This is a genomic window from Herbaspirillum sp. GW821-FHT09A12 (assembly GCF_059418325.1).
Map to the genome: position 1 here is coordinate 974,584 of NZ_JBWKPR010000002.1, position 21,366 is coordinate 995,949.

Genomic DNA, 21,366 nt, shown 5'->3' on the forward strand with positions numbered 1-21,366 from the left:
ACAGCGAACATAGGAGAACGTCATGTTCGGAAGCATGAAACGCGGGGCAAATGCCTACGCCAATATCGGCATGGAAACCGGCGTGCTTGCCGCCAGCCCGCACAAGCTCATCACCATGCTGTTCGATGGCGCATTGGTGGCCATTTCGCTGGCAAAGAAGTACATGGCCGAAGGCGATATCAAGAACAAGGGCGAGTCCATCACCAAGGCCATCCTGATCATCGACAATGGCCTGCGCGCCAGCCTCAACAAGGATGTCGGCGGCGACCTGGCGCTGAACCTGGATGCGCTGTACGAATACATGAGCCGCCGCCTGTTCGAAGCCAATGCCAGCAACAACCCGGCCATCCTGACCGAGATCCATGGACTGCTCGATGACATCCGTTCAGCCTGGGAACAAATCGGGCCGAATGCGGCTGAACATGCGACACCGCAAATGGCGGTCGCCAATGGCGCCGGCCATCCCCAAAACAGCTTTGCGAAAGCATGAATATGAACGGTGATCACGTCATCGCCATTTATGAGTCGATTGCCACATTGACCGACGAGATGCTGTCCGCCGCGCGCGCCAGCGACTGGGAATTGCTGACCTCGCTGGAAACCCAGTGCGGCAAGCATATTGCCACCCTCAAGAACTTTGAAGATAACGTTTCCCTGTCCGAGCAGCACCGCAACCGCAAGGTCGACATCATCCGGAAAATCTTGGAGGATGACCGCGATATCCGCAACTTGACGGAACCGGGCCTGCGCCGCTTGTCGGCGCTTATCCAAAGCAACCAGACTGAACAAAAACTGCTCAATACCTACGGCATAGGTAATTGACCATGTTGCCGCGGGCCGACATCGCCAGCGCCGTCCAGCCCGTCAACGCCGCCGTGGCCGCGACCGCGATCGTTTCGGTCGCCGATACCAAGCAGGAGGCCTTCAGCCGCCTCGCGCAAATCGCCATCGGGCAGCAGATGCCCGGGCGCATCCTCTCCAATTTCAATGACGGCACCTACCTGGTCCGCATCGCCAACACCGCGGCGCGCATGGTGCTGCCAGCCAACGCGCGCACCGGCGACTCGCTGGTATTGACGCTCGTCTCCAAGGATCCCCGCCCTACCTTCGCCATCAAGGAAGGCAGCTTCCAGGCCGACGACGAAAGCGCCGCGGTGTCGCTCAGCACCGCCGGGCGCGCCATGCAGAAAGATCTGCAGTCGCTGCGGGCGGTCACCCGCGAAGGGGCCGACCAGGTCGCCGAAAACGAAGAAATCCCGCTCGATCCCGGCGCCAAAGGCAGCCGGCAAGCGCCGTCCAATGCCCCCGCCAGCAGCACCACCACCCTCAGCAACGCCGGCAAGCTGATCGACAGCCTGTTGCAGGCGTCCCAGCAAGGCAGCGTCGCCAATCACGCGTCTTCCCCTGCCGCACTGGTATCGCAGGCCGGCGCGCCGGCCGGCCAGGTCGCCGCAGCGCTGCACGACGCCATCGCCTACAGCGGCGTATTTTACGAGTCCCATGTCGCGGCCTGGGCCGAAGGCCGACGGCCGGCGGAAGAATTGATGAAAGAACCCCAGGCCCAGGTCGCCCGCCAACAAGCCGGCGACATCAACCTGCTGGACCAGAACGACCCGGTACAAAGCCAGTTGGGCCAAATCATCAACCTGCAGCTCAACGCCCTGGAGCAGCAGCGTGTCGTCTGGCATGGCGAAGTCTGGCCAGGACAGCATATGGAATGGGAAATCAGCCAGGAACACCCGGACGGCAATGCCCAGCAACAGGATGGAGAGGCCGAGCCGCCGGCTTGGCACAGCCTGGTGCGTTTCAATTTCGCGCACCTTGGCGGCGTATCTGCGTCGATCCGGCTGATCGGCCAGCAGATCCACGTACAGGTCAAGACAGACAATGAAAAAACCGCCGCCGCCCTGCGCAGCAACAGCGCCATGTTCGCCGACGCCATGTCGGCCGCCGGCACTTCTCTGGACTCGCTGATCGTCAAGCAAGATGGAGAAGCCTAACATCCCCCTGCAGAACGCGGTTGCGCTCGCCTATAACGCCAGCCAGGCCGCCCCTACGGTCGTCGCCAAAGGCAGCGGATTGGTGGCCGAGGCCATCATCGCCCGCGCCCGCGAAAGCGGCGTCTATGTCCATGAATCAAAGGAACTGGTTTCGCTGCTGATGCAGGTCGAACTGGACCAGCAGATCCCCCCCGCCTTATATCGCACAGTCGCCGAATTGCTGGCCTGGTTATATCGTATTGAAAATATGCAATTAAATGGATCCCTGATGTATGATACAGGGTCAACTACCACTAAAAATACTTCAGGGGAAGGCGATCCCATTCGCTGAATTCAGACGTACAAGAAACGCAGATGGCTAACCACGACGAGATCGATGACGACAGCCCATACCGGGTTCACTCACGGAGGGAGATCATTTCCCTTCTCAACAACATGCTGGAGAAAAACCAGCTGCTGAGCCTGCTGATCAAGGGCGGCGACGAATCCATCATCACCTCGATACTGGAAATCGATGAAGATGCCGATGCCCTGATCATCGATGCCGCCCCCAGCGCATCGCTCAATGAACACATCGTTACCAGCAACCGCATCGGCTTCGAGGCGCTGTACAACAACATCCGCATCACCTTTACCGCCGACAAGGCCTCCCACGTCCAATACCAGAACCGGCCGGCGCTCAAGGTCGGCATTCCCGCCAGCCTGGTGCGCCTGCAGCGCCGCGAATATTTCCGCATCGCCACACCGATCGCCAAACCGCTGCGTTGCACCTTCCGCGTCACACAACCGGACGGCTCCTTCGCCACCATCATCACCCTGCTCAACAATATCAGCGGAGGCGGCGTAGGCATTACCGACGAAAAAAAGGTTCTGCCGGTCACCGCCGGCGTGATCTATGAAGACTGCCAGCTGGAGCTGGCCGACAATACCCTGGTTTCGGTCAAGCTGCAGATCCGCGACTGCAAGGAATTCAAGATGCCCACCGGCAAGACGGTCAACCGCTTCGGCTGCGAATTCGTCAATCTCTCGCGCGCAGTTGAAGCCGCCGTCCAGCGCTTCATCACCAAGCTGGAACGCGAACAGAACGCCAAAGCCTCCGGCATGCTTTAAGAACCTGTTAAGCGAAATGCGCCGCCAAACGAAAAAACCCGCTAATGCGGGTTTTTTTATTGCAGTTCCAGCAACAAACTTAATCGTCGGAAAAACTGCCGAGCGTCAAGACAACTCCGTCACACCTGCATCGTCATGATGTCGCGATAAGCCGACACCAGCTTGTTGCGCACCTGGATGCTGGTCTGGAATGAAATACTGGCCTTTTGCGACGCGATCATGACATCGGAAAGGTTGACGTTATCATCGCCCAACGCAAACGCCTGGGACATCTTGGCGGCCTGCTGCTGCGAATCGTTGACTTGGTCGATCGCACCCTTGAGCACGTCGGAAAAGTCCACGCGCGGCGCGGCCTTCTCGGCTTTGGAAGAAGGCTCCACCGGCGCCACCGCGCCCTGCGCACGGGCGGCGGCAGCCTTCAGCTGCGCCACCATCGCCTCAATCCTGCTGGTATCAATTACACTCTCAACTGCCATATCCCACCCCGCGGTTTCAGTCTTCGCCATTGCCCTGGGCACGCTGCCCGCAATGACGCCCTCTATACCAGCACCTTAACATCATTGCATTTACAACTCGCAACAATAAGCGGGGAATTTGCCATTCTGTTCGGCCGATCAAATTCCCTCGCTCCACGGACAATCCACACTAAGCAAAAATCCTATTCAAGGACAAATAAGCAGTGAACAAAGTCATTATCAACCTGGCAACCGAGGGTACGCCAGAGGGGAAATCATGGCGGTAGCAGCCGATGGTACGATGACCAGCGACCCAAACTCCCCGGCAGACGAACACGGTGCCGCGGGATATGCTGCGTCCGATCAGATGGCCGCCAACCAGGGTGGCGTGCTGGGTTATGCGCGCTCGCAACAAGGCCGGCGCATCCTGCTGATTATCGCCGCGGCGGCCACCATCGCCCTGATGATCGGCATCTGGATGTGGAGCCAAAAGGTCGAGTACCGGGTCCTGTTCTCCAACTTCAATGACCGCGACGGCGGCGCCATCGTGGCCTCGCTGCAGCAGATGAACGTGCCCTACAAGTACTCGGAGGGCGGCAACGCCATCCTCGTCCCCGAGAACATGGTGCATGATGCGCGCCTGAAACTGGCGGCGCAAGGCTTGCCCAAGGGCGGCAACGTCGGCTTCGAGCTGATGGAAAACCAGAAACTCGGCATTTCCCAGTTCCTTGAACAAGTCAACTTCCAGCGCGCGCTCGAGGGCGAGCTGGCGCGCTCCGTGCAATCGCTGTCGTCGGTGCAAACCGCCCGCGTGCACCTGGCCCTGCCCAAGGCCTCGGTGTTCGTGCGCGACCAGCAAAAGCCGACCGCCTCCGTGGTGCTGAGCCTGTACCCAGGCCGCTTCCTGGATGGGCAGCAAGTCAGCGCCATCGTCCACCTGGTGGCCAGCAGCGTGCCCGAGCTTTCGCCCAAGGCCGTCACCATCGTCGACCAGAACGGCAACCTGCTCTCCGACACCACCAAGCAAGCCCAGACCAATACCCTGGATCCGACCCAGCTGAAGTACGTCCAGGATCTGCAGCAAGACATCGTCAAGCGCGTCGAATCGATCATCGCCCCCATCGTCGGCAGCGGCAACGTGCGCGCCGAAGCGACCGCGGACGTCGACTTCTCGCGCACCGAGCAAGCCGCCGAAACCTACAAGCCGAACCAGACGCAAGACACTGCCGCGGTGCGCAGCAAGCAAAGCAGCGAAGCCTCCAACTCGTCGACCGGCACCTCCGGCGTTCCCGGCGCGCTGACCAACCAGCCCCCGGCCCCGGCCACCGCCCAGATCGTCAATCCGGCGCCGCCGGGCCAGGCTGGCGCGGCCGGCACGCCTAACGGCGCTGCTCCCGCGCCCACGGCCAGCGGCAATTCGCGCAAGGATGAAACGGTCAACTACGAAGTCGACAAGACCGTCCGTTATACGCAACAGCCCATGGGCGGCGTGCGCCGCCTGACGGTGGCCGTGGTGGTGAACTACAAGCGCACCATCGACAACACCGGCAAGATCGTCATGCGCGCGCTGACCGAAGCCGAACGCAACCAGATCAGCGACCTGGTCAAGGAAGCGATGGGCTACAACAAGGATCGCGGCGATTCGCTCAACGTGGTCAACACCCAGTTCAGCACCGATCTCGAGCCGGAGCTGCCGCTGTGGAAGCAACCGGGCATGATCGAGCTGGCCAAGGAAATCGGCAAGTATGTGCTGCTGGCCGCCGTGCTGCTGTACCTCTACTTCGGCGTGCTGCGCCCGATCATCTGGAAACTGTCGGGGCGCGAAGAGCGCGAGCGCCTGGAGAAGGAAAAGGCCGATGCCGAAGCCGCCGCTGCCGCCGCCGCGGTCGCCGCCGGCTTCGATCCGGACGATCCGGACGCCATCGTCAACCTGTCCGGCAGCGACGCCGAAATCGATGAGCGCGCCCAATACAAGGCCAACCTCGAAATCGCCAAGCAGTGGGCCAAGAACGATCCCAAACTGGTGGCAAGCATCATTAAGGCATGGGTGAATAATGAGTAACGACGGCGTTCAAAAAGGTGCCATCCTGATGTTGGCACTGGGCGAGGACGAGGCCGCCGAGGTCATGAAATACCTCGGCCCGCGCGAAGTCCAGAAGCTCGGCGCCGCCATGTCGGCACTCAAAAACGTCAGCTTTGAAGAAATCAATGTCGTGCTGGAAGCATTCGTGGCCGAAACCGGCCAGGCTTCCTCGCTGGGCCTGGATTCGGACGAATACATCCGCAGCGTGCTCACCAAGGCGCTGGGCGACGACAAGGCGACCTCCCTGCTCAACCGCATCCTGGGCGGGCGCGATGCCAGCGGCATCGAAAGCCTCAAGTGGATGGACGCGCAGTCGGTGGCCGAACTCATCCGCAACGAACACCCGCAGATCATCGCCACCATCCTGGTCCACCTGGAGCGCGACCATGCCTGCGGCATCATCAACAACTTCACGGAACGCCTGCGCAACGACGTGATCCTGCGTATTGCCACCCTGGACGGCGTGCAGCCGGCCGCGTTGCGGGAGTTGAACGACGTCCTGACCAAGCTGCTGACCGGCAACGAAAGCCTGAAGAAACAGCAGATGGGCGGTATCCGCACCGCGGCCGAGATCCTCAACTTCATGTCCGGCGAGAACGAAACCTCGGTCATGAACAACCTGCGCTCCTACGACGAGGACATGGCGCAAAAGATCATGGACGAGATGTTCGTCTTCGAGAACATCATCGACATCGACGGCCGCGGCATCCAGCTGCTGCTGCGCGAAGTCCAGTCCGAATCGCTGATCGTCGCGCTCAAGGGCGCCTCGCAGGGCCTGCGCGACAAGATTTTCGCCAACATGTCGCAGCGCGCGGCGGAAATGATGAAGGAAGACCTGGAGTCCAAGGGCCCGGTCCGGCTGTCCGAAGTCGATGCGCAGCAAAAGGCGATCCTGCAGATCGTGCGCCGCCTGGCCGACGAAGGCCAGATCGTGCTGGGCGCCAAGGGCGAAGATGCCTTCATCTGATGCTGTCTGGTTGGAGCTAATCTAGAGCCATGCGAGCGAAGATCATTCCCAAGGAAGAAATGACGCCCTACCAGCGCTGGGAGCTGGCGTCTTTCAACGAGCAGGAACCCGAGCCGGAACCGGAGCCCGCGGCCTACGAGGATCCGCTCGACGAAGAACCGCCCCCGCCGCCGCAATTGACCGCCGAGCAGCTCGACGCCATCCGTGAAGCCGCCCGCCAGGAAGGTTTTGCCGAAGGCCGCCAGCACGGCCTGGAAGCCGGCCGCGCCGAAGGCTACATGGCCGGGCTGCAGCAAGGCCAGAAAGAAATCAACGAAGCCATCCAGCACTTCCGCCAGATCGCCGTCAACTTCGGCGCCGAAGTCGCGCAATGCAGCGAGACCATGGCGCCGGAGTTGCTCGACCTGGCGCTGGACCTGTCCAAGGCCATGCTCAAGACCGCGCTCAACGCGCGGCCGGAACTGCTCCTGCCCACCGTCAGCGCCGCCATCCATGCGCTGCCGGCGCTGCAATTGCCCGCCATCCTCTCGCTCAACCCCGAGGACGCCGCGCTGGTGCGCGAACACATGGGCGACGAGCTGGCCAAGCACCACTGGAAGATCGAAGAAGATGCACAGATCGAACGCGGCGGCTGCCGCGTCGAAACCCGCAGCAACCAGATCGACGCCACCATGCAAACACGCTGGAAACGCCTCGCGGAATCGCTCTCCAAGCAACTCGACTGGCTGGACTGAGGCCATGCCGTCCGTCCGCCCGGCCCGCTTTGACCGCCGCCAGGGGAGCGCCGCATGAACTCCCCGATGCCCTCCCACAGCAGCCTGTGGCGAGCCTACCTGCATAACTGCCGCAGCCTGGTCGACATGACCGAGGCCACCCAGACCGCCGGGCGCATCACCCGCGTCACCGGCCTGGTGATGGAAGCGGTCGGCCTGAAACTGCCGGTCGGCAGCCCCTGCAACGTCCCCCTGCCCAACGGCACCATGATCGAAGCCGAAGTGGTCGGGTTCCAGGACGACCGCCTGTTCCTGATGCCGCAAAGCGATGTCGAAGGCATCGTGCCGGGCACCCGCGTGTTCCCCGTCGAGCCGGTCAAGCCGCCGCCGCGCACCGGCCCCATCAGCTTCACGCCGCGCCGCGTCGACGAACACAGCCGTCGCCTGCCGGTCGGCGACGAATTGCTCGGCCGCGTGCTCGACGGCGCCGGCCGCCCGCTCGACAACCTCGGCCCCCTGCATACCGAACGCTCGGCGCCGCTGGCCGTGCGCGCCGCCAACCCGCTCAACCGCGCCCCCATCCGCGACATCCTCGACACCGGCGTACGTGCCATCAACACCATGCTGACCGTCGGCCGCGGCCAGCGCATGGGCCTGTTCGCAGGTTCGGGCGTGGGCAAGAGCGTCTTGCTGGGGATGATGGCGCGCTATACCAGCGCCGACGTGATCGTGGTCGGCCTGATCGGCGAACGCGGCCGCGAAGTCAAGGAATTCATCGAGCAGATCCTCGGCCCCGAAGGCCTGGCGCGCTCGGTGGTGGTGGCCGCCCCGGCCGACACCCCGCCGCTGATGCGCCTGCAAGGTGCCGCCTATTGCACCGCCATCGCCGAACACTTCCGCGACCAGGGCAAGGATGTGCTGCTGATCATGGATTCGCTCACGCGTTACGCCATGGCCCAACGCGAAATCGCCCTGGCCATCGGCGAACCGCCGGCCACCAAGGGTTACCCGCCCTCGGTGTTCGCCAAACTGCCGGCCCTGGTCGAGCGTGCCGGCAACGGCGAGGAAGGCGGCGGCTCCATCACCGCCTTCTACACCGTGCTGACCGAAGGCGACGACCAGCAGGATCCGATTGCCGACGCCGCGCGCGCGATCCTGGACGGGCACATCGTGCTCAACCGGCAACTGGCCGAAGCCGGGCATTACCCCGCCATCGATATCGAACAGTCGATCAGCCGGGCCATGCACAGCATCACCGACGAAGATCACCAGCGCCGCGCGCGCCACCTGAAGCAGTTGTACTCCCGCTTCCAGCGCAATCGCGACCTCATCAGCGTGGGCGCTTATGCGGCGGGCAGCGACCCCATCCTGGACGAGGCCATTGCCTTATTGCCAAGAATCGAGGCCTTTTTGCAGCAGGCAATTCAGGAGCGCGCCGATGTATCAGAGAGCTTGAGGCAACTTACCGCTCTATTCGGTTGATTGAGCGCCGGCCCCAAAAAATATAATCAAAGCTATCATGGCTACCCCCTCCGCACTTGAGACGCTGATCGACCTGGCGACCAAAGAGACCGACGAAGCAACCAAGCGTCTCGGCCGGGCGATCCGCGTGAGTGAAGAGGCGCAGCAAAAACTTTCCATCTTGCAACAATATCGCGACGATTACGCCGCGCGGTTCCAGGAAACCCTGACGACCGGACTGACGGCGCTGAGCTACCGCAACTTCCAGCTCTTCATCGAAAAGATCGATACCGCCATCAGCGGCCAGCAGGATGTGGTGTACAGCACCCAGCAGAAAGTGGCCGATGCGCGGCTGGCATGGCAAGCCTGCGAACGCAAGCGCATGTCCTACGACACGCTGGCCACCCGCGCCCGGGAAAAGGAATTGCAGAAGGAAAACCGCCGCGACCAGAAGACCATGGATGAACATGCATCGCGCATTACCTTCTACAAACGATAAACGAACGACCGACGCAACAACGATCAACAAGTTACTGGACAGGTCTATCCCATGAATACATCCCTGCCGCTGCTGAATGTGATCACCGGCTCGCAAAGCGCCGCCACCGGTTCGCGTTCGTCCAATCCGGCCGACAGCTTCACGGCCGACGTCCCGTTCAACCAGGTGCTCAACAGCCAGGTCAGCAACCGCAACGCCGAAAACCGGTCGCAGGACAAGCCGCGCGCAGCCGACAAGCCAGCGCAGCCGAGCCAGGCCGCGCAATCCCCGGCCGCCGCCAACAACGCTACCGCATCCGCTTCGTCCAGCGCCACCGCCGACAAGAAGCAGGACGACGACAAAGACGAGGACCAGGCCGACGACAGCACCGCCCAAGCTTCTGCCGAACTGCTGGCGCTGGTCGCCAACCTCGGACAGAACGCGGTCAAGCCGGCAACCGACAGCAAGGGCGAGAACCCCGATGCCGACCTGCTGGCGCAAGCCAAGCGCGGCATATCGAAGCAGTCGTCGCTGCATGGCGATAGCGATGAACCGCCGCAGGCACTGGACGGCAAGGACAAGAAAATCGACTTCGCGGCCCTGCAAGACAGCGTCAATGCCAACAACGCCAATCATGCCAACAGCGGCAAGAAAGAAGCCGCCCCCGAACCCGCGCAGCAGAATGCCGATGCCGCCGCACGTTCGGACAAAAGCGACAAACCCGCCATCGATTTGAGCAGCGCCGATGCCAAGGCGGCGCCGAAGGAAGATACCAGCACGCTGGCAACCCGCGCCCAAAGCGCCGCCAAAGCCGCACCGGAATTGACCGCGCCGAAACAGGATGCGCTGCCGGCCGCGCCGGCCCCGCTCGCCATGCCGGCCATACAGCAAGCCATTGCGGCCAACCAGCCGCAAGCCGTGTTCGCCGCCTATACCGACAAGATCCAGCCCAACGTCGGCAGCGCCGGCTGGGACCAGGCGGTCGGCCAGAAAGTCACCTGGATGGTCAGCGGCGGCATCCAAAGCGCTTCGCTCACGCTCAACCCGCCCGACCTGGGCCCGCTGCAAGTGGTGCTCAGCGTGAACAACTCGCAAGCCGACGCCACCTTCATCACCGCCCAGCCCGAAGTCAAGCAGGCGCTGGAAGCGGCCATGCCCAGACTGCGCGAAATGATGGACCAGGCCGGCATCCAGCTGGGCCAGGCCACCGTCAACACCGGCATGCCCAACCAGCAGCAAGGCGCCAACGGCCAGCAGGCGCGCAACCCATCCTCTTCCGGCGGCGTCGGCGGCAAGGGCGAGGATGGCGATATCGTGGCGGCCGCGGGCAGCGCCGCAGTCACCAGCAGCGGCCTGGGCCTGGTCGACACCTTCGCTTGAATCCAGCGAACGCAAGAAAAACAGGCAGCCAGCACACAGGCAGTACCGGGAATCGAATTATCGTCCGCGCCGGGCTCAACAATAAGAATTCTTTGCCGATAAGCACATATCAAGCAACACGCGCTGACGAACAGAAAGGAAAGTAGATGGCAACAAAAGGAAAAGCCCCGGTCAAGAGTGCCGAAGCAGATGCCGCCCCAGCGAAATCGAGCAAGAAATTATTGTTCATCATCGTCGGCGTCGTCCTGGTGCTGGTGATTGGCGGGGCAGCGTTCTTCATGCTGGGCGGCAAGGGCAAGAAGAGCGAAGAGCACGCCGAAGAGAAGGTCGAGGCCAAAGCGCCGACCTTCGTGGTGATCGAACCGTTCGTCGTCAACCTGCAGCAGGAAAGCGGCGACCACTACCTGCAAGTGGCGATGACCCTGCAAGTGCCCAACGGCTCGACCGCCGAAGCGCTCAAGCTGTACATGCCGCAAGTACGCAGCCGCCTGCTGATGGTATTGTCGAGCAAGAAAGCATCCGAGCTGCTGACCAGCGAAGGCAAGCGCAAATTGACCGACGAGATCATCGACCAGTTGGGCGAACCCTTCTCCGGCAGCGGCAAGGGCCCCGTGATCACCGACGTGTTCTATACGTCCTTCGTGATCCAACAGCAGTAAGAGCGTAAGAGAAGTCAGAGACCATGGCCGAGCACTTTCTATCACAGGAAGAAGTCGATGCCCTATTGAAGGGCGTGACGGGAGATGAAGACGACGAAAAGGTCGTCGAAGAAGCTCCTGGTACGGTACGTACCTATAACCTGGCAACGCAGGAACGCATCGTCCGCGGACGCATGCCCACGCTCGAAATCATCAACGAGCGTTTCGCCCGCCTGTTCCGCATCGGCCTGTTCAACTTCATCCACCGCACCGCCGAGATCTCGGTCGGCCCGGTGAAGGTGTCCAAGTACAGCGAATTCATCCGCAACCTGGTGGTGCCGACCAACCTGAACCTGGTCCACATCAAGCCCTTCCGCGGGATCGGCCTGGTGGTGTTCGACCCGCAGTTCGTGTTCATGCTGGTGGACAACATGTTCGGCGGCGACGGCCGTTTCCATACCCGCATCGAAGGCCGCGAATTCACGCCCACCGAGCAGCGCATCATCATGCGCGTGCTGGAAATCACCTTCGAGACCTATTCCAAGTCCTGGGAACCGATCTATCCGATCGAATTCGAATTCATCCGCTCGGAAATGAACACCCAGTTCGCCAACATCGCCACGCCCAACGAAGTGGTCGTGGCCACCACCTTCACCATCGAGCTGGGCCCGGTCAGCGGAGAAATCCACATCTGCACCCCCTACTCGATGATCGAACCGGTGCGCGACCGCCTCACCAGCAGCATGCAGGGCGAGGCGCTGGAAGTCGACAAGCGCTGGATCCGCCTGATGAAGCAGCAGATCCAGACCGCTGAAGTCGAACTGATCGTCAATTTCGGCACTGCCCGCGTTACCTTTACCGACCTGCTCAACATGCAAGTCGGCGATGTGATCCCGCTGCAAACCGCGCAGACCGTCAATGCACAGGTCGATGGCGTGCCAGTGATGGAATGCAGCTACGGCCAGTTCAACGGCCAATACGCCCTGCGCGTCGAAAAGCTGCTTTCCATCACCCAAAATGAACCACCGGAAAGCTTTCAAGGAGAGTAGCAATGGCTGATGAGAACGTAGAAGGTCAAACCGCGGCGGAGGATGATCCGTGGGGCGCGGCCATGGCCGAACAGACCCAAGCCGAAGAAGAGCAGAAAAAAGGCCAGATGGAAGACGAACAGGGCATCGCCGCCCAGCCGGCGGCAGCCACCGTGTTCAAAGACCTGAGCTCGACCGACATCCAGACCAACACGCCTAACGACATCGATTTCATCCTCGACATCCCGGTTCAGCTGACAGTCGAACTGGGCCGCACCAAGATCGCCATCAAGAACCTGCTGCAACTGGCGCAAGGTTCGGTGGTCGAGCTTGACGGCATGGCTGGCGAGCCGATGGACGTGCTGGTCAACGGCTGCCTGATCGCCCAGGGCGAAGTGGTGGTGGTCAACGACAAATTCGGTATCCGCCTGACTGACATCATCACGCCGGCAGAACGCATCCGCAAGCTGAACCGCTGAGCGCCGCGGCCGCCATTCGATGAATCACCTCTTCGCAGCACCCCCTTCACGCAGCCCACGGCGCACGTCATCAGCTTCAAGGCCCGTGACCGCCCTGCTCCTTGCGGGCGCCGGCTGCATGCTCCACCTCAACCAGGCATGGGCGGACAACGCCGGCGCCTCTGCGCCGGCCGGATCGCCCCTGTCCTCATCCGGCGGCAGCGTGCTGACCATGCTGCTCGGCCTGACCGCGGTATTGGCGCTGATGGCCGGCATCGCCTGGCTGTTCAAGCGTTTCGGCCTGGCACAGAACCAGGCCGGCAATGCCGCCGCCAAGGTGATCGGCGGCGTCAGCGTGGGCACGCGCGAGCGCGTGATGGTGATCGAGGTGGGCGACCAGTGGATCGTGGTCGGCGTCGCGCCCGGCCGCGTCAATGCGCTGGCCACCATGCCGCGCCAGGAACACGCGGCGGCCCAGTCCGCCAAAACAAACGGGCCGGCATTTTCTTCCTGGCTCCGGCACACCATGGACAAACGTAACAGCGACCCCGCCAGCGGCGGCCGCGCAGGCAATGATGGCAGCACAACCTAACCCGCAAGGGACCCGCTTCGGACACGCTTTGCGGCTTCACCCATGGACCGCCGGCGCGGCATCGCTGCTGCGCTCCGGCCGTTTCTGGCTGCTGCTCCTGCTGTGCCTGCCGCTGGCGGCATCGGCCCAGCAAGGCATCCCCGCACTGAGCAGCGCGCCAGCGCCTGGCGGCGGCACGAACTACACGCTGCCGATCCAGACGATGCTGCTGCTGACATCGCTGTCGTTCATTCCGGCGGCGCTGCTGATGATGACATGCTTCACCCGCATCGTGATCGTGCTGTCGCTGCTGCGCCAGGCCCTGGGCACGCAATCGACGCCGCCGACCCAGGTGCTGGTGGGGCTGTCGCTGTTTTTGACCTTCTTCGTAATGGGGCCGGTGTTCGACCGCATCTACACCGACGCCTACCAGCCCTTTTCGGAAAACAAGATCCAGATGATGGAAGCCCTGGACAAGGGCGCCGCGCCGCTCAAGGAGTTCATGCTCAAGCAAACGCGCCAGTCCGACCTGGCGCTGTACGTCAAGCTCTCGCGCGGCCCCGAGCTGCAAGGGCCGGAAGACGTATCGCTGCGCCTCCTGATCCCGGCCTTCGTCACCAGTGAGCTCAAGACCGCGTTCCAGATCGGCTTCGCCATCTTCATCCCCTTCCTCATCATCGACATGGTGGTGGCCAGCATCCTGATGTCCATGGGGATGATGATGATGTCGCCGGCCATCGTTTCATTGCCGTTCAAACTGATGCTGTTCGTGCTGGTCGACGGTTGGCAATTGTTGATCGGCTCGCTTGCCCAAAGTTTTTATTAGAGGGTGCTATGACTCCTGAAAGCGTCATGAACATGGGTCGCCAGGCCATGGAAGTTACCCTGATGATCGCCGCGCCGATGCTGCTGACGGCGCTCATCATCGGCTTGCTGGTCAGCATTTTCCAGGCCGCCACCCAGATCAACGAACAGACCCTGTCGTTCATTCCCAAGCTGGTCGGCGTGTTCCTGGCGCTCATCATCGCCGGCCCGTGGATCCTCACCGTCATACTGGACTACATGCGCACCATGTTCAGCGGCATTCCCGCCATGGTCCAATAAGGCCGCGCAGCGCGTCCACACTCCTTTGCGGGCCGGCATCGCAACCTGCCCGCGGCACAGCGTCAGATGATCAACTTCACCAGCCAGCAACTCTATACGTGGATCGCCATGTTCATCTGGCCGACTACCCGTATCCTGGGCCTGCTGGCGATCGCGCCGCCGTTCGGCAGCGCCAGCGTCCCCATGCTGGTCAAGGTGATGCTGGGCGTCGCCATCGCGCTGGTGATCGCCCCCGACGTGCCGGTACCGCCCGCGCTCGACCCGATGTCGATGAGCGGTTTGCTGATCCTGGCCCAGCAACTGATCATCGGCCTGTCCATGGGCTTTGCCATGCGCATCGTGTTCGCCGCCGTCGAAGCGGCGGGCGAACTGACCAGCGCCACCATGGGCCTGTCCTTCGCCGCCTTCTTCGATCCGCAAACCCAGGGCCGCACCTCGGTGGTCAGCCAGGTGTACTCGCTGCTGGCGACCATGGTGTTCCTGAGCCTGAACGGCCACCTGATCCTGCTCTCGGTCATGGCCGACAGTTTCCATACCCTGCCCATCAGCGCCCAGCCGGTCACCGCCGAAGGCTTCCACAGCCTGGCCCTGTGGGGCGCACGGGTGTTCAGCATGGGACTGCAATTGTCGCTGCCGCTGCTCATCGCGCTGCTGATCACCAACTTCGCGCTGGGCATCCTGACGCGCGCGGCGCCGCAGCTGAACCTGTTCGGCATCGGTTTTTCGATCACCATGCTGGCCGGCTTCATCCTGATCGGCATGGGCCTGCCCTACATGCTCACGCCGCTGCAGCACTTCCTCTCCGACGGTATCGAGATGGTGCGCCTGCTGGGCAGCGTGCCGCCCATCGGCGCCGCCCCCAAACCCTGACAAACCCTGATGCAGGGGCCTTGCCGGCGCCCGCCGAGCGAAATCCGCACCCCGCAACTTCGCGCAAACTCTGGCAAGCTGCGCGCAACATTCATTTACAGCATGGAAACCAATAATTTACACATTCTGACATTCGCGCCGGCAGGCTAGCGGCACACTTGACGGCTGAACCACCAAAGGCCTCTGCGCCGTTTGCCGCCTCGCATGAATATCAGCCAGTTCCGCAAGCCGAAGTACCTCGTCCCAGCCATCCTCGCCGTCGCCATTGCCGGGTTCCTCGCCTACCGATTCCTGACGCCGCCGGCGGCGCCCTCTTATCTCACGGCGACTGCCGCCATCGGCGACATCCAGGATACCGTCATGGCCAGCGGAACCGTCAAGGCCTACCAGCAGGTCAGCGTCGGCGCCCAGGCATCGGGGCAGATCAAGTCGCTCAAGGTCGCCCTCGGCGACCCGGTCGGCAAGGGCCAGCTGGTGGCGGAAATCGATTCGCTCACGCAAGCCAACGCCTTGCGCACCGCCGAATACTCGCTGGAAAACCTGCGCGCCCAGCTACGCGCCAAAGAGGCGACGCTGATCCAGGCGCAGCTGGCCTATGCGCGCCAGAAGCAGATGCTGGCCGGCGACGCCAGCTCGCGCGAAAGTTTCGAGAGCGCGCAAGCCACGCTCGATATCACGCGTGCCGATATCCAGGCGCTGCAGGCACAGATCAATGAAGGCCGCATCTCGGTCGACTCGGCCAGGCTCAACCTCGGCTACACCAAGATCAGCTCGCCCATCGACGGACAAGTGGTCGCCATCGTTGCGCAAGCCGGCCAGACCGTGAACGCCAACCAAAGCACCCCGACCATCATCAAGGTGGCGCGTATGGACATCGTGACCGTCAAGGCGCAGATCTCGGAAGCGGACGTGATACGCGTCAAACCCGGCCAACTGGTCTATTTCACCATTCTCGGCGACCCCGACCACCGCTATGCCACCACGCTGCGCGCGATCGAGCCGGCGCCGGACTCGATCCTGCAGGACGACACCTCGACCTCGTCGACCAGTTCCTCTTCCACCACCAGTTCCAGCGCCAGCTCCACCGCGATTTACTATAACGGCCTGCTGGATGTGCCCAATGCGAACGGCAAGCTGCGCATCTCGATGACCACGCAGGTCAACATTGTGCTGGCGGAAGCCAAGGGCGCGGTACTCATCCCCTCCACCGCCTTGGGCGAAAAATTGCCCGACGGCGGCTACACGGTGCGGGTGCTGGACGAACAGGGCCATGCGCAGGCGCGCAAGGTAAAGACCGGCATCAACACCAACGCCCAGGTGCAGATTACCGAAGGCCTGCAGGCCGGCGAAAAGGTGGTCACCGGCAGCGCCATGGCAGTTGCGGCGGACAGCGCGTCGTCGCAGCGCCGCGGGCCGCCGCCGATGATGTGAGCGGCGCGCCATGACGACTCCCTTGCTTCAATTGCGCGGCCTGCAGCGAGATTTTCCTGCCGGCGAAGACACCCTCTCGGTCCTCAAGGACATCCACCTCGACATCGCCGCCGGCGAAATGGTCGCCATCGTGGGCGCGTCCGGTTCCGGCAAGTCGACCCTGATGAACATCCTCGGCTGCCTCGACCGGCCCACGCTGGGCAGTTACCGCGTGGCCGGCCGCGAAACCGGCGAACTGGCGCCCGACGAACTGGCGCAACTGCGGCGCGAACACTTCGGCTTCATCTTCCAGCGCTACCACCTGCTGCCGGACCTGGACGCCACCGGCAACGTCGAAGTGCCCGCCGTCTACGCCGGCCGGCAAGCGCGGCAGCGGCGCCTGCGCGCCGAACAATTGCTGGCCCGGCTGGGCCTAGCCGAACGCACCCGCCACCGGCCCGGGCAACTGTCCGGCGGCCAGCAGCAGCGGGTCTCGATCGCGCGCGCGCTGATGAACGGCGGCGACGTCATCCTGGCCGACGAACCTACCGGCGCACTGGACAGCCACAGCGGCCAGGAGGTGATGAACATCCTCAAGGAACTGCATGCCGAAGGCCACACCATCATCATCGTCACGCACGACATGCAGGTGGCGCGACATGCCCAGCGCATCATCGAGCTCAGCGACGGCGTGGTGATCGCCGACCGCCGCCACGGCGGCGGCGCACATGCCAGCGGCGGCGTAAGAAGGTCCAGGCAACACCAGGCCGGCTCCTGGCGCGCCTGGCTCGATCGCCTCAAGGAAGCATTGCGCATGTCGCTGCTGGCAATGAATGCGCATCGCCTGCGCAGCTTCCTCACCATGCTGGGCATCATCATCGGCATCGCCTCCGTGGTGTCGGTGGTGGCGCTGGGCAGCGGTTCGCGCGAGCGTATCCTGAAAGACATCAATGCGATGGGCACCAACACCATCGACATCTTCCCCGGCGCCGACTTCGGCGACATGAAATCGGCCGCGGTGCGCACACTCACGCCGGCCGATGCCGATGCCCTGGCGGAACAGAATTTTGTCGACAGCGTCACGCCCAGCGTCTCCACCGCCTCCTCCGCGCGCTACGGCAATATCTCGGTATCGGCCACCATCAATGGCGTGGGCGAGCAGTATTTCCGCGTACGCGGGCTGGAAATGGAAAGCGGCAAAAGCTTCGATGGAGACAGCATCCTGCGCCGCGCGCAAGAGGTGGTGATCGACGCCAACACGCGCAAGAAACTGTTCCCGGACGATGCCAACGCGCTGGGTGAAGTGATTTTCCTCGGCACCGTTCCCTGCCGCATCATCGGCGTGACCCAAAAGCGCGAGAGCGGCTTCGGCAACAACGACTCGCTCAACGTCTGGGTGCCTTACACCACCGCCATGAGCCGCATCATCGGGCAACACTACCTCAAGGGCATTACGGTGCGCGTGAGCGACCGGATACCGACCTCGGCGGCGGAACAGGGGATCGTCAAGTTGATGCTGCTGCGCCATAAGACCCGCGATTTCTATGTCTTCAACACCGACAGCATCCGCCAGACCATCGAAAAAACCACCGCCACCATGACCCTGCTGGTGTCGATGATCGCCGTCATCTCCCTGGTCGTGGGCGGCATCGGCGTGATGAACATCATGCTGGTGTCGGTCACCGAGCGCACCCGCGAGATCGGCGTACGCATGGCGGTAGGCGCGCGCCAGGCCGACATCATGCAGCAGTTCCTCATCGAAGCGGTGCTGGTGTGCCTGGCCGGCGGCCTCCTGGGCGTGCTGCTGGCGCTCTCGTTGGGTGTCGCTTTCTCGCATTTCACCAGCGGCTTTCGCATGGTTTATTCGGCGACATCGATCGTCAGCGCCTTTGCCTGCTCGACACTGATCGGCATCATTTTCGGCTTCCTGCCGGCGCGCAACGCGGCCCGCCTGAACCCGGTCGACGCCCTGGCGCGCGAATGAAGGTTTTTATCATGTCCATCGATATGCATCCCCTTAAACGCATCGCCGTCGCGCTTGCCGTGACGCTGCTGGCCGGCTGCGCCTCGGTCGTGCGCGCCCCGTATGCGCCGCCGCAAACGCAGACGCCGGCCAACTGGAGCAACCGCGCCGACGCCCGGGAAGTGAGCGCCGGCCAATGGTGGCGACAGTTCGGCGATGCCGAGCTCGATCGCCTGGTCGACCAAGCCCTGCGCAAGAACAACGACCTGGCGGTGGCCGGCATCAAGGTGCGCCGCGCGCAGCTGGAGGCGGGCCTGGCGGCCGACGCCCGGATGCCGGCCTGGTCGGCCAGCGCCGCGGGCAACGACAACAAGTACCTGAGCGGCAGTCGCGGCAGCTACAGGGCCGCATCGACCACGACTACGCTCTCCTACGAAGCCGACCTGTGGGGCCGCCTCGGCAGCAACTACGACGCCAAACGCTGGGAAGCGCTGGCGACCGGGCAAGACCGTGAAAGCACCGCGCTCACACTGATCGGCACCACCGCCAATCTTTACTGGCAAGGCGCCTATCTGAACCAGCGCCTCGCGCTCAGTGCGCAAAGCATCGACTACGCACAGAAAACGCTGGACCTAGTGCGTACCCAATACCAGGCAGGCGCGGTCTCCACGCTGGAGGTGCTGGAAGCGCAACAGAACCTGATCACGCAACAATCCAGCCACACCGAATTGCAACAACAGCAGGTGGAGAACGACAACGCGCTGGCGATCCTGTTCGACAGCCCGCCGGGCAAGACCTTTGCCCTGCCCGCCCAACTGCCTCAACAGCCGCTGCCCGAGCTGGAAGCAGGCCTGCCGGCCGACCTGCTGGGGCGGCGCCCCGACTTGCGCGCCGCCGAGTTGCGCCTGCGCGAATCGCTGGCCACCGTGGATGCCACCCGCGCCAGCTACTACCCCAAACTGACGCTGACCGGCTCGCTCGGCACCAGCAGCGACGCGCTGGTGAACCTGCTGCAAAACCCATTGGCCACGCTCGGCGCAGGATTGACGCTGCCTTTCCTGCAGTGGAATGAAATGAAGTTGAACGTGAAGGTGTCGCAAGCCGATTACGAAAGTGCAGTCACGGCTTTCCGCCAGACCTTGTACGCAGCCTTCAGCGACGTCGAAAACGCCCTGTCGGCGCGCCGGCAATACGCCGCGCAGGAAACGCTGCTGCGACAAAACCTCAGGGCGGCCCAGCGTGCGGAAAACCTCTACGCATTGCGCTATCGCGCCGGTTCGGCAACGCTGCAATCCTGGCTGGACGCGCAGGAGAAACGCCGCACCGCGGAAACCTCGTTGGCGCAAGTGCGCCTGAACCGCCTGAAAAACCAGATGACGCTATACCAGGCGCTGGGCGGCGATATGCATGCGCAGACCGAGGTATCCGGCACCTGAGCCAAAGGCCGGCCGCCGGAATGAAAAAAGGCGAACACGGTTCGCCTTTTCCTTTGCTTGCGCACCCGATGTGCGCCATGCCGCTTCTTACTTCAGGTAGTTCAGCAACGTCAGGCTGCTGGTCGAGACAAATACTTTTTGCGCCGCCGACAGGTAAGTCTGCTTCAGCGTCAAGTCGCTGATCAGTTCAGACACGTCGGAGGTATTGCGGCCCAGCAGGTCGTTGATCGTCGCCGTGTAGTTCACATTCTTGGTCTCGCCGGCGGCGTCCAGGCTGTCGAGTTCATTCTGGCGCGCGCCGACCGATGCGGTAGCTGTGCCGACGTTGTCGATCATGCCGTCGAATTGCGTATTGAACTTGGCCAACTGCTTCGTCAGGTAAGCCTGGCTGCCGGTCACCGGAGTGCGCGCCGCCTCGGCGGCGTCGGCCTTGAGCTTGGCGGCGGCAGCAGCGGAAAAACTGGCGGCATAGGTTGGGTCGTTGGGGTCGGTCGCATCCAGCGTCGCCTGCGCAGTCTTGTAAGCCTGGATCGGGAACTGACCCGAACCGGCTGGATATTCAAAGGTATTGGCAGCCGTTTCGTCAGCATTGTTGGCGGCCTCGGTCACCGGCATCGACAACACGTTGATCAGGTTGTTCATGGTCTGGAAGATATCCTGGCCATTGCCCTGGAAGATGGATTGCCCGGAAGTGCTGATCTCCATCTGGCGCGACGAATCGACCTGCAAGCTCATCGCGCCCTGGTCGCCGTTGTACACCGCGTTGCCGTTGCCATCCAGCGTGAATGGCTGAGTGGTGCTCTTGAAACCGGAGAACAGATAATTGCCCTGGCCGTCGGTGGCATTGGCATAGCCCAGCACTTCCTGGAAGTTGCCCTTGAGTTCGGCGGCCAGGTTGGTGCGTTCGGCATTGCTGAACGACTGATTGCCGGCCTTGATCACATCCGACTTCAGCTTGGTCAGCATGTCGGTGAAACTGGAGAGCGTACTGGAAACCTGCGCCAGCGAACTGTTGGCGTTCTGGCGGTTGATCTTGTACTGGTCATTGAGCGCCTGGCTCTGGTTCAAGTCCAGCGCGCGGGCGGACGCTACCGGGTCGTCCGACGGCACCAGTACCTTCTGGCCGGCCGAGACTTGCTGGTTCAGCTTGAGGAGCTGGCTTTGCATGTTTGTCAGATCGTTATTGCTCATCTGATACAACATTTGAGTGCTGATACGCATGTCGGTCTTCCCTCAAAATC

At 62.6% G+C, this 21,366-nt stretch carries 23 protein-coding genes; 21 read left to right on the forward strand and 2 right to left on the reverse strand.

What is annotated here, in order from left to right:
* Positions 1-22 precede the first annotated feature (22 nt).
* Genes fliS through AC07N6_RS09500 form a run of 5 tightly spaced genes read left to right on the forward strand, consistent with a single transcriptional unit; the run spans position 23 to position 3,110 of the window.
* Positions 23-490, forward strand: a complete 468-nt coding sequence (fliS, locus tag AC07N6_RS09480) for a flagellar export chaperone FliS (protein WP_494780057.1) — start codon at positions 23-25, stop codon at positions 488-490.
* 2 nt (positions 491-492) lie between these two features.
* Positions 493-822, forward strand: a complete 330-nt coding sequence (locus AC07N6_RS09485) for a flagellar protein FliT (RefSeq protein WP_494780268.1) — start codon at positions 493-495, stop codon at positions 820-822.
* A 2-nt stretch (positions 823-824) separates the two neighbouring features.
* Positions 825-2,000 (forward strand): flagellar hook-length control protein FliK, encoded by a 1,176-nt coding sequence (fliK, locus tag AC07N6_RS09490; RefSeq protein WP_494780058.1) that lies wholly within the window; start codon positions 825-827, stop codon positions 1,998-2,000.
* Positions 1,987-2,331, forward strand: a complete 345-nt coding sequence (locus tag AC07N6_RS09495; RefSeq protein ID WP_494780059.1) for an EscU/YscU/HrcU family type III secretion system export apparatus switch protein — start codon at positions 1,987-1,989, stop codon at positions 2,329-2,331. The genes fliK and AC07N6_RS09495 overlap by 14 nt, the downstream gene beginning before the upstream one ends.
* 23 nt (positions 2,332-2,354) lie before the next feature.
* Positions 2,355-3,110 (forward strand): flagellar brake protein, encoded by a 756-nt coding sequence (locus AC07N6_RS09500; RefSeq protein ID WP_494780060.1) that lies wholly within the window; start codon positions 2,355-2,357, stop codon positions 3,108-3,110.
* Positions 3,111-3,229: 119 nt separating this feature from the next.
* Here AC07N6_RS09500 and fliE read toward each other — a convergent pair whose 3' ends face one another.
* Entirely contained in the window at positions 3,230-3,586 is a 357-nt protein-coding gene (gene fliE / locus AC07N6_RS09505; RefSeq protein ID WP_494780269.1) for a flagellar hook-basal body complex protein FliE, read from the reverse strand.
* A gap of 256 nt (positions 3,587-3,842) precedes the next feature.
* Between fliE and fliF the strand changes: the two genes are divergently transcribed.
* The 16 genes from fliF (at position 3,843) to AC07N6_RS09585 (ending at position 20,125) form a co-directional block, all read left to right on the forward strand.
* Positions 3,843-5,627 carry a flagellar basal-body MS-ring/collar protein FliF gene (fliF, locus tag AC07N6_RS09510; protein WP_494780061.1) on the forward strand — a complete coding sequence of 595 codons (1,785 nt, stop codon included), beginning with the start codon at positions 3,843-3,845 and terminating at the stop codon, positions 5,625-5,627.
* Entirely contained in the window at positions 5,620-6,615 is a 996-nt protein-coding gene (gene fliG / locus AC07N6_RS09515; protein WP_141915704.1) for a flagellar motor switch protein FliG, read from the forward strand. The genes fliF and fliG overlap by 8 nt, the downstream gene beginning before the upstream one ends.
* A gap of 29 nt (positions 6,616-6,644) precedes the next feature.
* A complete protein-coding gene (gene fliH / locus AC07N6_RS09520; protein WP_494780062.1) occupies positions 6,645-7,349 on the forward strand; it encodes a flagellar assembly protein FliH in 705 nt (234 codons plus the stop codon).
* Positions 7,350-7,403: 54 nt separating this feature from the next.
* A complete protein-coding gene (fliI, locus tag AC07N6_RS09525) occupies positions 7,404-8,810 on the forward strand; it encodes a flagellar protein export ATPase FliI (RefSeq protein ID WP_494780063.1) in 1,407 nt (468 codons plus the stop codon).
* Positions 8,811-8,847: 37 nt separating this feature from the next.
* The gene (gene fliJ, locus AC07N6_RS09530; RefSeq protein ID WP_494780064.1) at positions 8,848-9,288 is read left to right on the forward strand and encodes a flagellar export protein FliJ; all 441 of its coding nucleotides are present in this window, start codon (positions 8,848-8,850) and stop codon (positions 9,286-9,288) included.
* 51 nt (positions 9,289-9,339) lie between these two features.
* Complete coding sequence (locus AC07N6_RS09535) at positions 9,340-10,647, forward strand: flagellar hook-length control protein FliK (protein WP_494780065.1); 1,308 nt, start codon at positions 9,340-9,342, stop codon at positions 10,645-10,647.
* Between the two features lie 146 nt (positions 10,648-10,793).
* On the forward strand, positions 10,794-11,306 hold the full coding sequence (gene fliL / locus AC07N6_RS09540; RefSeq protein ID WP_494780066.1) for a flagellar basal body-associated protein FliL: 513 nt from the start codon (positions 10,794-10,796) through the stop codon (positions 11,304-11,306).
* 23 nt (positions 11,307-11,329) lie between these two features.
* Positions 11,330-12,334 carry a flagellar motor switch protein FliM gene (gene fliM, locus AC07N6_RS09545; RefSeq protein ID WP_494780067.1) on the forward strand — a complete coding sequence of 335 codons (1,005 nt, stop codon included), beginning with the start codon at positions 11,330-11,332 and terminating at the stop codon, positions 12,332-12,334.
* Between the two features lie 2 nt (positions 12,335-12,336).
* Positions 12,337-12,792, forward strand: coding sequence for a flagellar motor switch protein FliN (gene fliN, locus AC07N6_RS09550; RefSeq protein WP_050466473.1), 456 nt, complete (start codon positions 12,337-12,339; stop codon positions 12,790-12,792).
* A 118-nt stretch (positions 12,793-12,910) separates the two neighbouring features.
* The gene (gene fliO / locus AC07N6_RS09555; protein ID WP_494780068.1) at positions 12,911-13,363 is read left to right on the forward strand and encodes a flagellar biosynthetic protein FliO; all 453 of its coding nucleotides are present in this window, start codon (positions 12,911-12,913) and stop codon (positions 13,361-13,363) included.
* On the forward strand, positions 13,347-14,168 hold the full coding sequence (fliP, locus tag AC07N6_RS09560) for a flagellar type III secretion system pore protein FliP (protein WP_494780069.1): 822 nt from the start codon (positions 13,347-13,349) through the stop codon (positions 14,166-14,168). The genes fliO and fliP overlap by 17 nt, the downstream gene beginning before the upstream one ends.
* An 8-nt stretch (positions 14,169-14,176) precedes the next feature.
* On the forward strand, positions 14,177-14,446 hold the full coding sequence (fliQ, locus tag AC07N6_RS09565; protein WP_494780070.1) for a flagellar biosynthesis protein FliQ: 270 nt from the start codon (positions 14,177-14,179) through the stop codon (positions 14,444-14,446).
* Positions 14,447-14,512: 66 nt separating this feature from the next.
* A complete protein-coding gene (fliR, locus tag AC07N6_RS09570) occupies positions 14,513-15,316 on the forward strand; it encodes a flagellar biosynthetic protein FliR (protein ID WP_494780071.1) in 804 nt (267 codons plus the stop codon).
* 204 nt (positions 15,317-15,520) lie between these two features.
* Positions 15,521-16,747 carry an efflux RND transporter periplasmic adaptor subunit gene (locus AC07N6_RS09575; RefSeq protein WP_494780072.1) on the forward strand — a complete coding sequence of 409 codons (1,227 nt, stop codon included), beginning with the start codon at positions 15,521-15,523 and terminating at the stop codon, positions 16,745-16,747.
* 10 nt (positions 16,748-16,757) lie between these two features.
* A complete protein-coding gene (locus AC07N6_RS09580; RefSeq protein WP_494780073.1) occupies positions 16,758-18,710 on the forward strand; it encodes a MacB family efflux pump subunit in 1,953 nt (650 codons plus the stop codon).
* Positions 18,711-18,721: 11 nt separating this feature from the next.
* Positions 18,722-20,125 (forward strand): efflux transporter outer membrane subunit, encoded by a 1,404-nt coding sequence (locus AC07N6_RS09585; protein WP_494780074.1) that lies wholly within the window; start codon positions 18,722-18,724, stop codon positions 20,123-20,125.
* An 87-nt stretch (positions 20,126-20,212) separates the two neighbouring features.
* Here AC07N6_RS09585 and flgL read toward each other — a convergent pair whose 3' ends face one another.
* Positions 20,213-21,346 carry a flagellar hook-associated protein FlgL gene (gene flgL, locus AC07N6_RS09590; protein ID WP_494780075.1) on the reverse strand — a complete coding sequence of 378 codons (1,134 nt, stop codon included), beginning with the start codon at positions 21,344-21,346 and terminating at the stop codon, positions 20,213-20,215.
* Positions 21,347-21,366 lie beyond the last annotated feature (20 nt).

What these genes read in the sequence shown, in the direction of transcription:
- fliS (WP_494780057.1), top strand. Translation starts at nt 23, where the DNA reads ATGTTCGGAAGCATGAAACGCGGGGCAAATGCCTACGCCAATATCGGC.
- AC07N6_RS09485 (WP_494780268.1), top strand. Translation starts at nt 493, where the DNA reads ATGAACGGTGATCACGTCATCGCCATTTATGAGTCGATTGCCACATTG.
- fliK (WP_494780058.1), top strand. Translation starts at nt 825, where the DNA reads ATGTTGCCGCGGGCCGACATCGCCAGCGCCGTCCAGCCCGTCAACGCC.
- AC07N6_RS09495 (WP_494780059.1), top strand. Translation starts at nt 1,987, where the DNA reads ATGGAGAAGCCTAACATCCCCCTGCAGAACGCGGTTGCGCTCGCCTAT.
- AC07N6_RS09500 (WP_494780060.1), top strand. Translation starts at nt 2,355, where the DNA reads ATGGCTAACCACGACGAGATCGATGACGACAGCCCATACCGGGTTCAC.
- fliE (WP_494780269.1), bottom strand. Translation starts at nt 3,586, where the DNA reads ATGGCAGTTGAGAGTGTAATTGATACCAGCAGGATTGAGGCGATGGTG.
- fliF (WP_494780061.1), top strand. Translation starts at nt 3,843, where the DNA reads ATGGCGGTAGCAGCCGATGGTACGATGACCAGCGACCCAAACTCCCCG.
- fliG (WP_141915704.1), top strand. Translation starts at nt 5,620, where the DNA reads ATGAGTAACGACGGCGTTCAAAAAGGTGCCATCCTGATGTTGGCACTG.
- fliH (WP_494780062.1), top strand. Translation starts at nt 6,645, where the DNA reads ATGCGAGCGAAGATCATTCCCAAGGAAGAAATGACGCCCTACCAGCGC.
- fliI (WP_494780063.1), top strand. Translation starts at nt 7,404, where the DNA reads ATGAACTCCCCGATGCCCTCCCACAGCAGCCTGTGGCGAGCCTACCTG.
- fliJ (WP_494780064.1), top strand. Translation starts at nt 8,848, where the DNA reads ATGGCTACCCCCTCCGCACTTGAGACGCTGATCGACCTGGCGACCAAA.
- AC07N6_RS09535 (WP_494780065.1), top strand. Translation starts at nt 9,340, where the DNA reads ATGAATACATCCCTGCCGCTGCTGAATGTGATCACCGGCTCGCAAAGC.
- fliL (WP_494780066.1), top strand. Translation starts at nt 10,794, where the DNA reads ATGGCAACAAAAGGAAAAGCCCCGGTCAAGAGTGCCGAAGCAGATGCC.
- fliM (WP_494780067.1), top strand. Translation starts at nt 11,330, where the DNA reads ATGGCCGAGCACTTTCTATCACAGGAAGAAGTCGATGCCCTATTGAAG.
- fliN (WP_050466473.1), top strand. Translation starts at nt 12,337, where the DNA reads ATGGCTGATGAGAACGTAGAAGGTCAAACCGCGGCGGAGGATGATCCG.
- fliO (WP_494780068.1), top strand. Translation starts at nt 12,911, where the DNA reads ATGCTCCACCTCAACCAGGCATGGGCGGACAACGCCGGCGCCTCTGCG.
- fliP (WP_494780069.1), top strand. Translation starts at nt 13,347, where the DNA reads ATGGCAGCACAACCTAACCCGCAAGGGACCCGCTTCGGACACGCTTTG.
- fliQ (WP_494780070.1), top strand. Translation starts at nt 14,177, where the DNA reads ATGACTCCTGAAAGCGTCATGAACATGGGTCGCCAGGCCATGGAAGTT.
- fliR (WP_494780071.1), top strand. Translation starts at nt 14,513, where the DNA reads ATGATCAACTTCACCAGCCAGCAACTCTATACGTGGATCGCCATGTTC.
- AC07N6_RS09575 (WP_494780072.1), top strand. Translation starts at nt 15,521, where the DNA reads ATGAATATCAGCCAGTTCCGCAAGCCGAAGTACCTCGTCCCAGCCATC.
- AC07N6_RS09580 (WP_494780073.1), top strand. Translation starts at nt 16,758, where the DNA reads ATGACGACTCCCTTGCTTCAATTGCGCGGCCTGCAGCGAGATTTTCCT.
- AC07N6_RS09585 (WP_494780074.1), top strand. Translation starts at nt 18,722, where the DNA reads ATGTCCATCGATATGCATCCCCTTAAACGCATCGCCGTCGCGCTTGCC.
- flgL (WP_494780075.1), bottom strand. Translation starts at nt 21,346, where the DNA reads ATGCGTATCAGCACTCAAATGTTGTATCAGATGAGCAATAACGATCTG.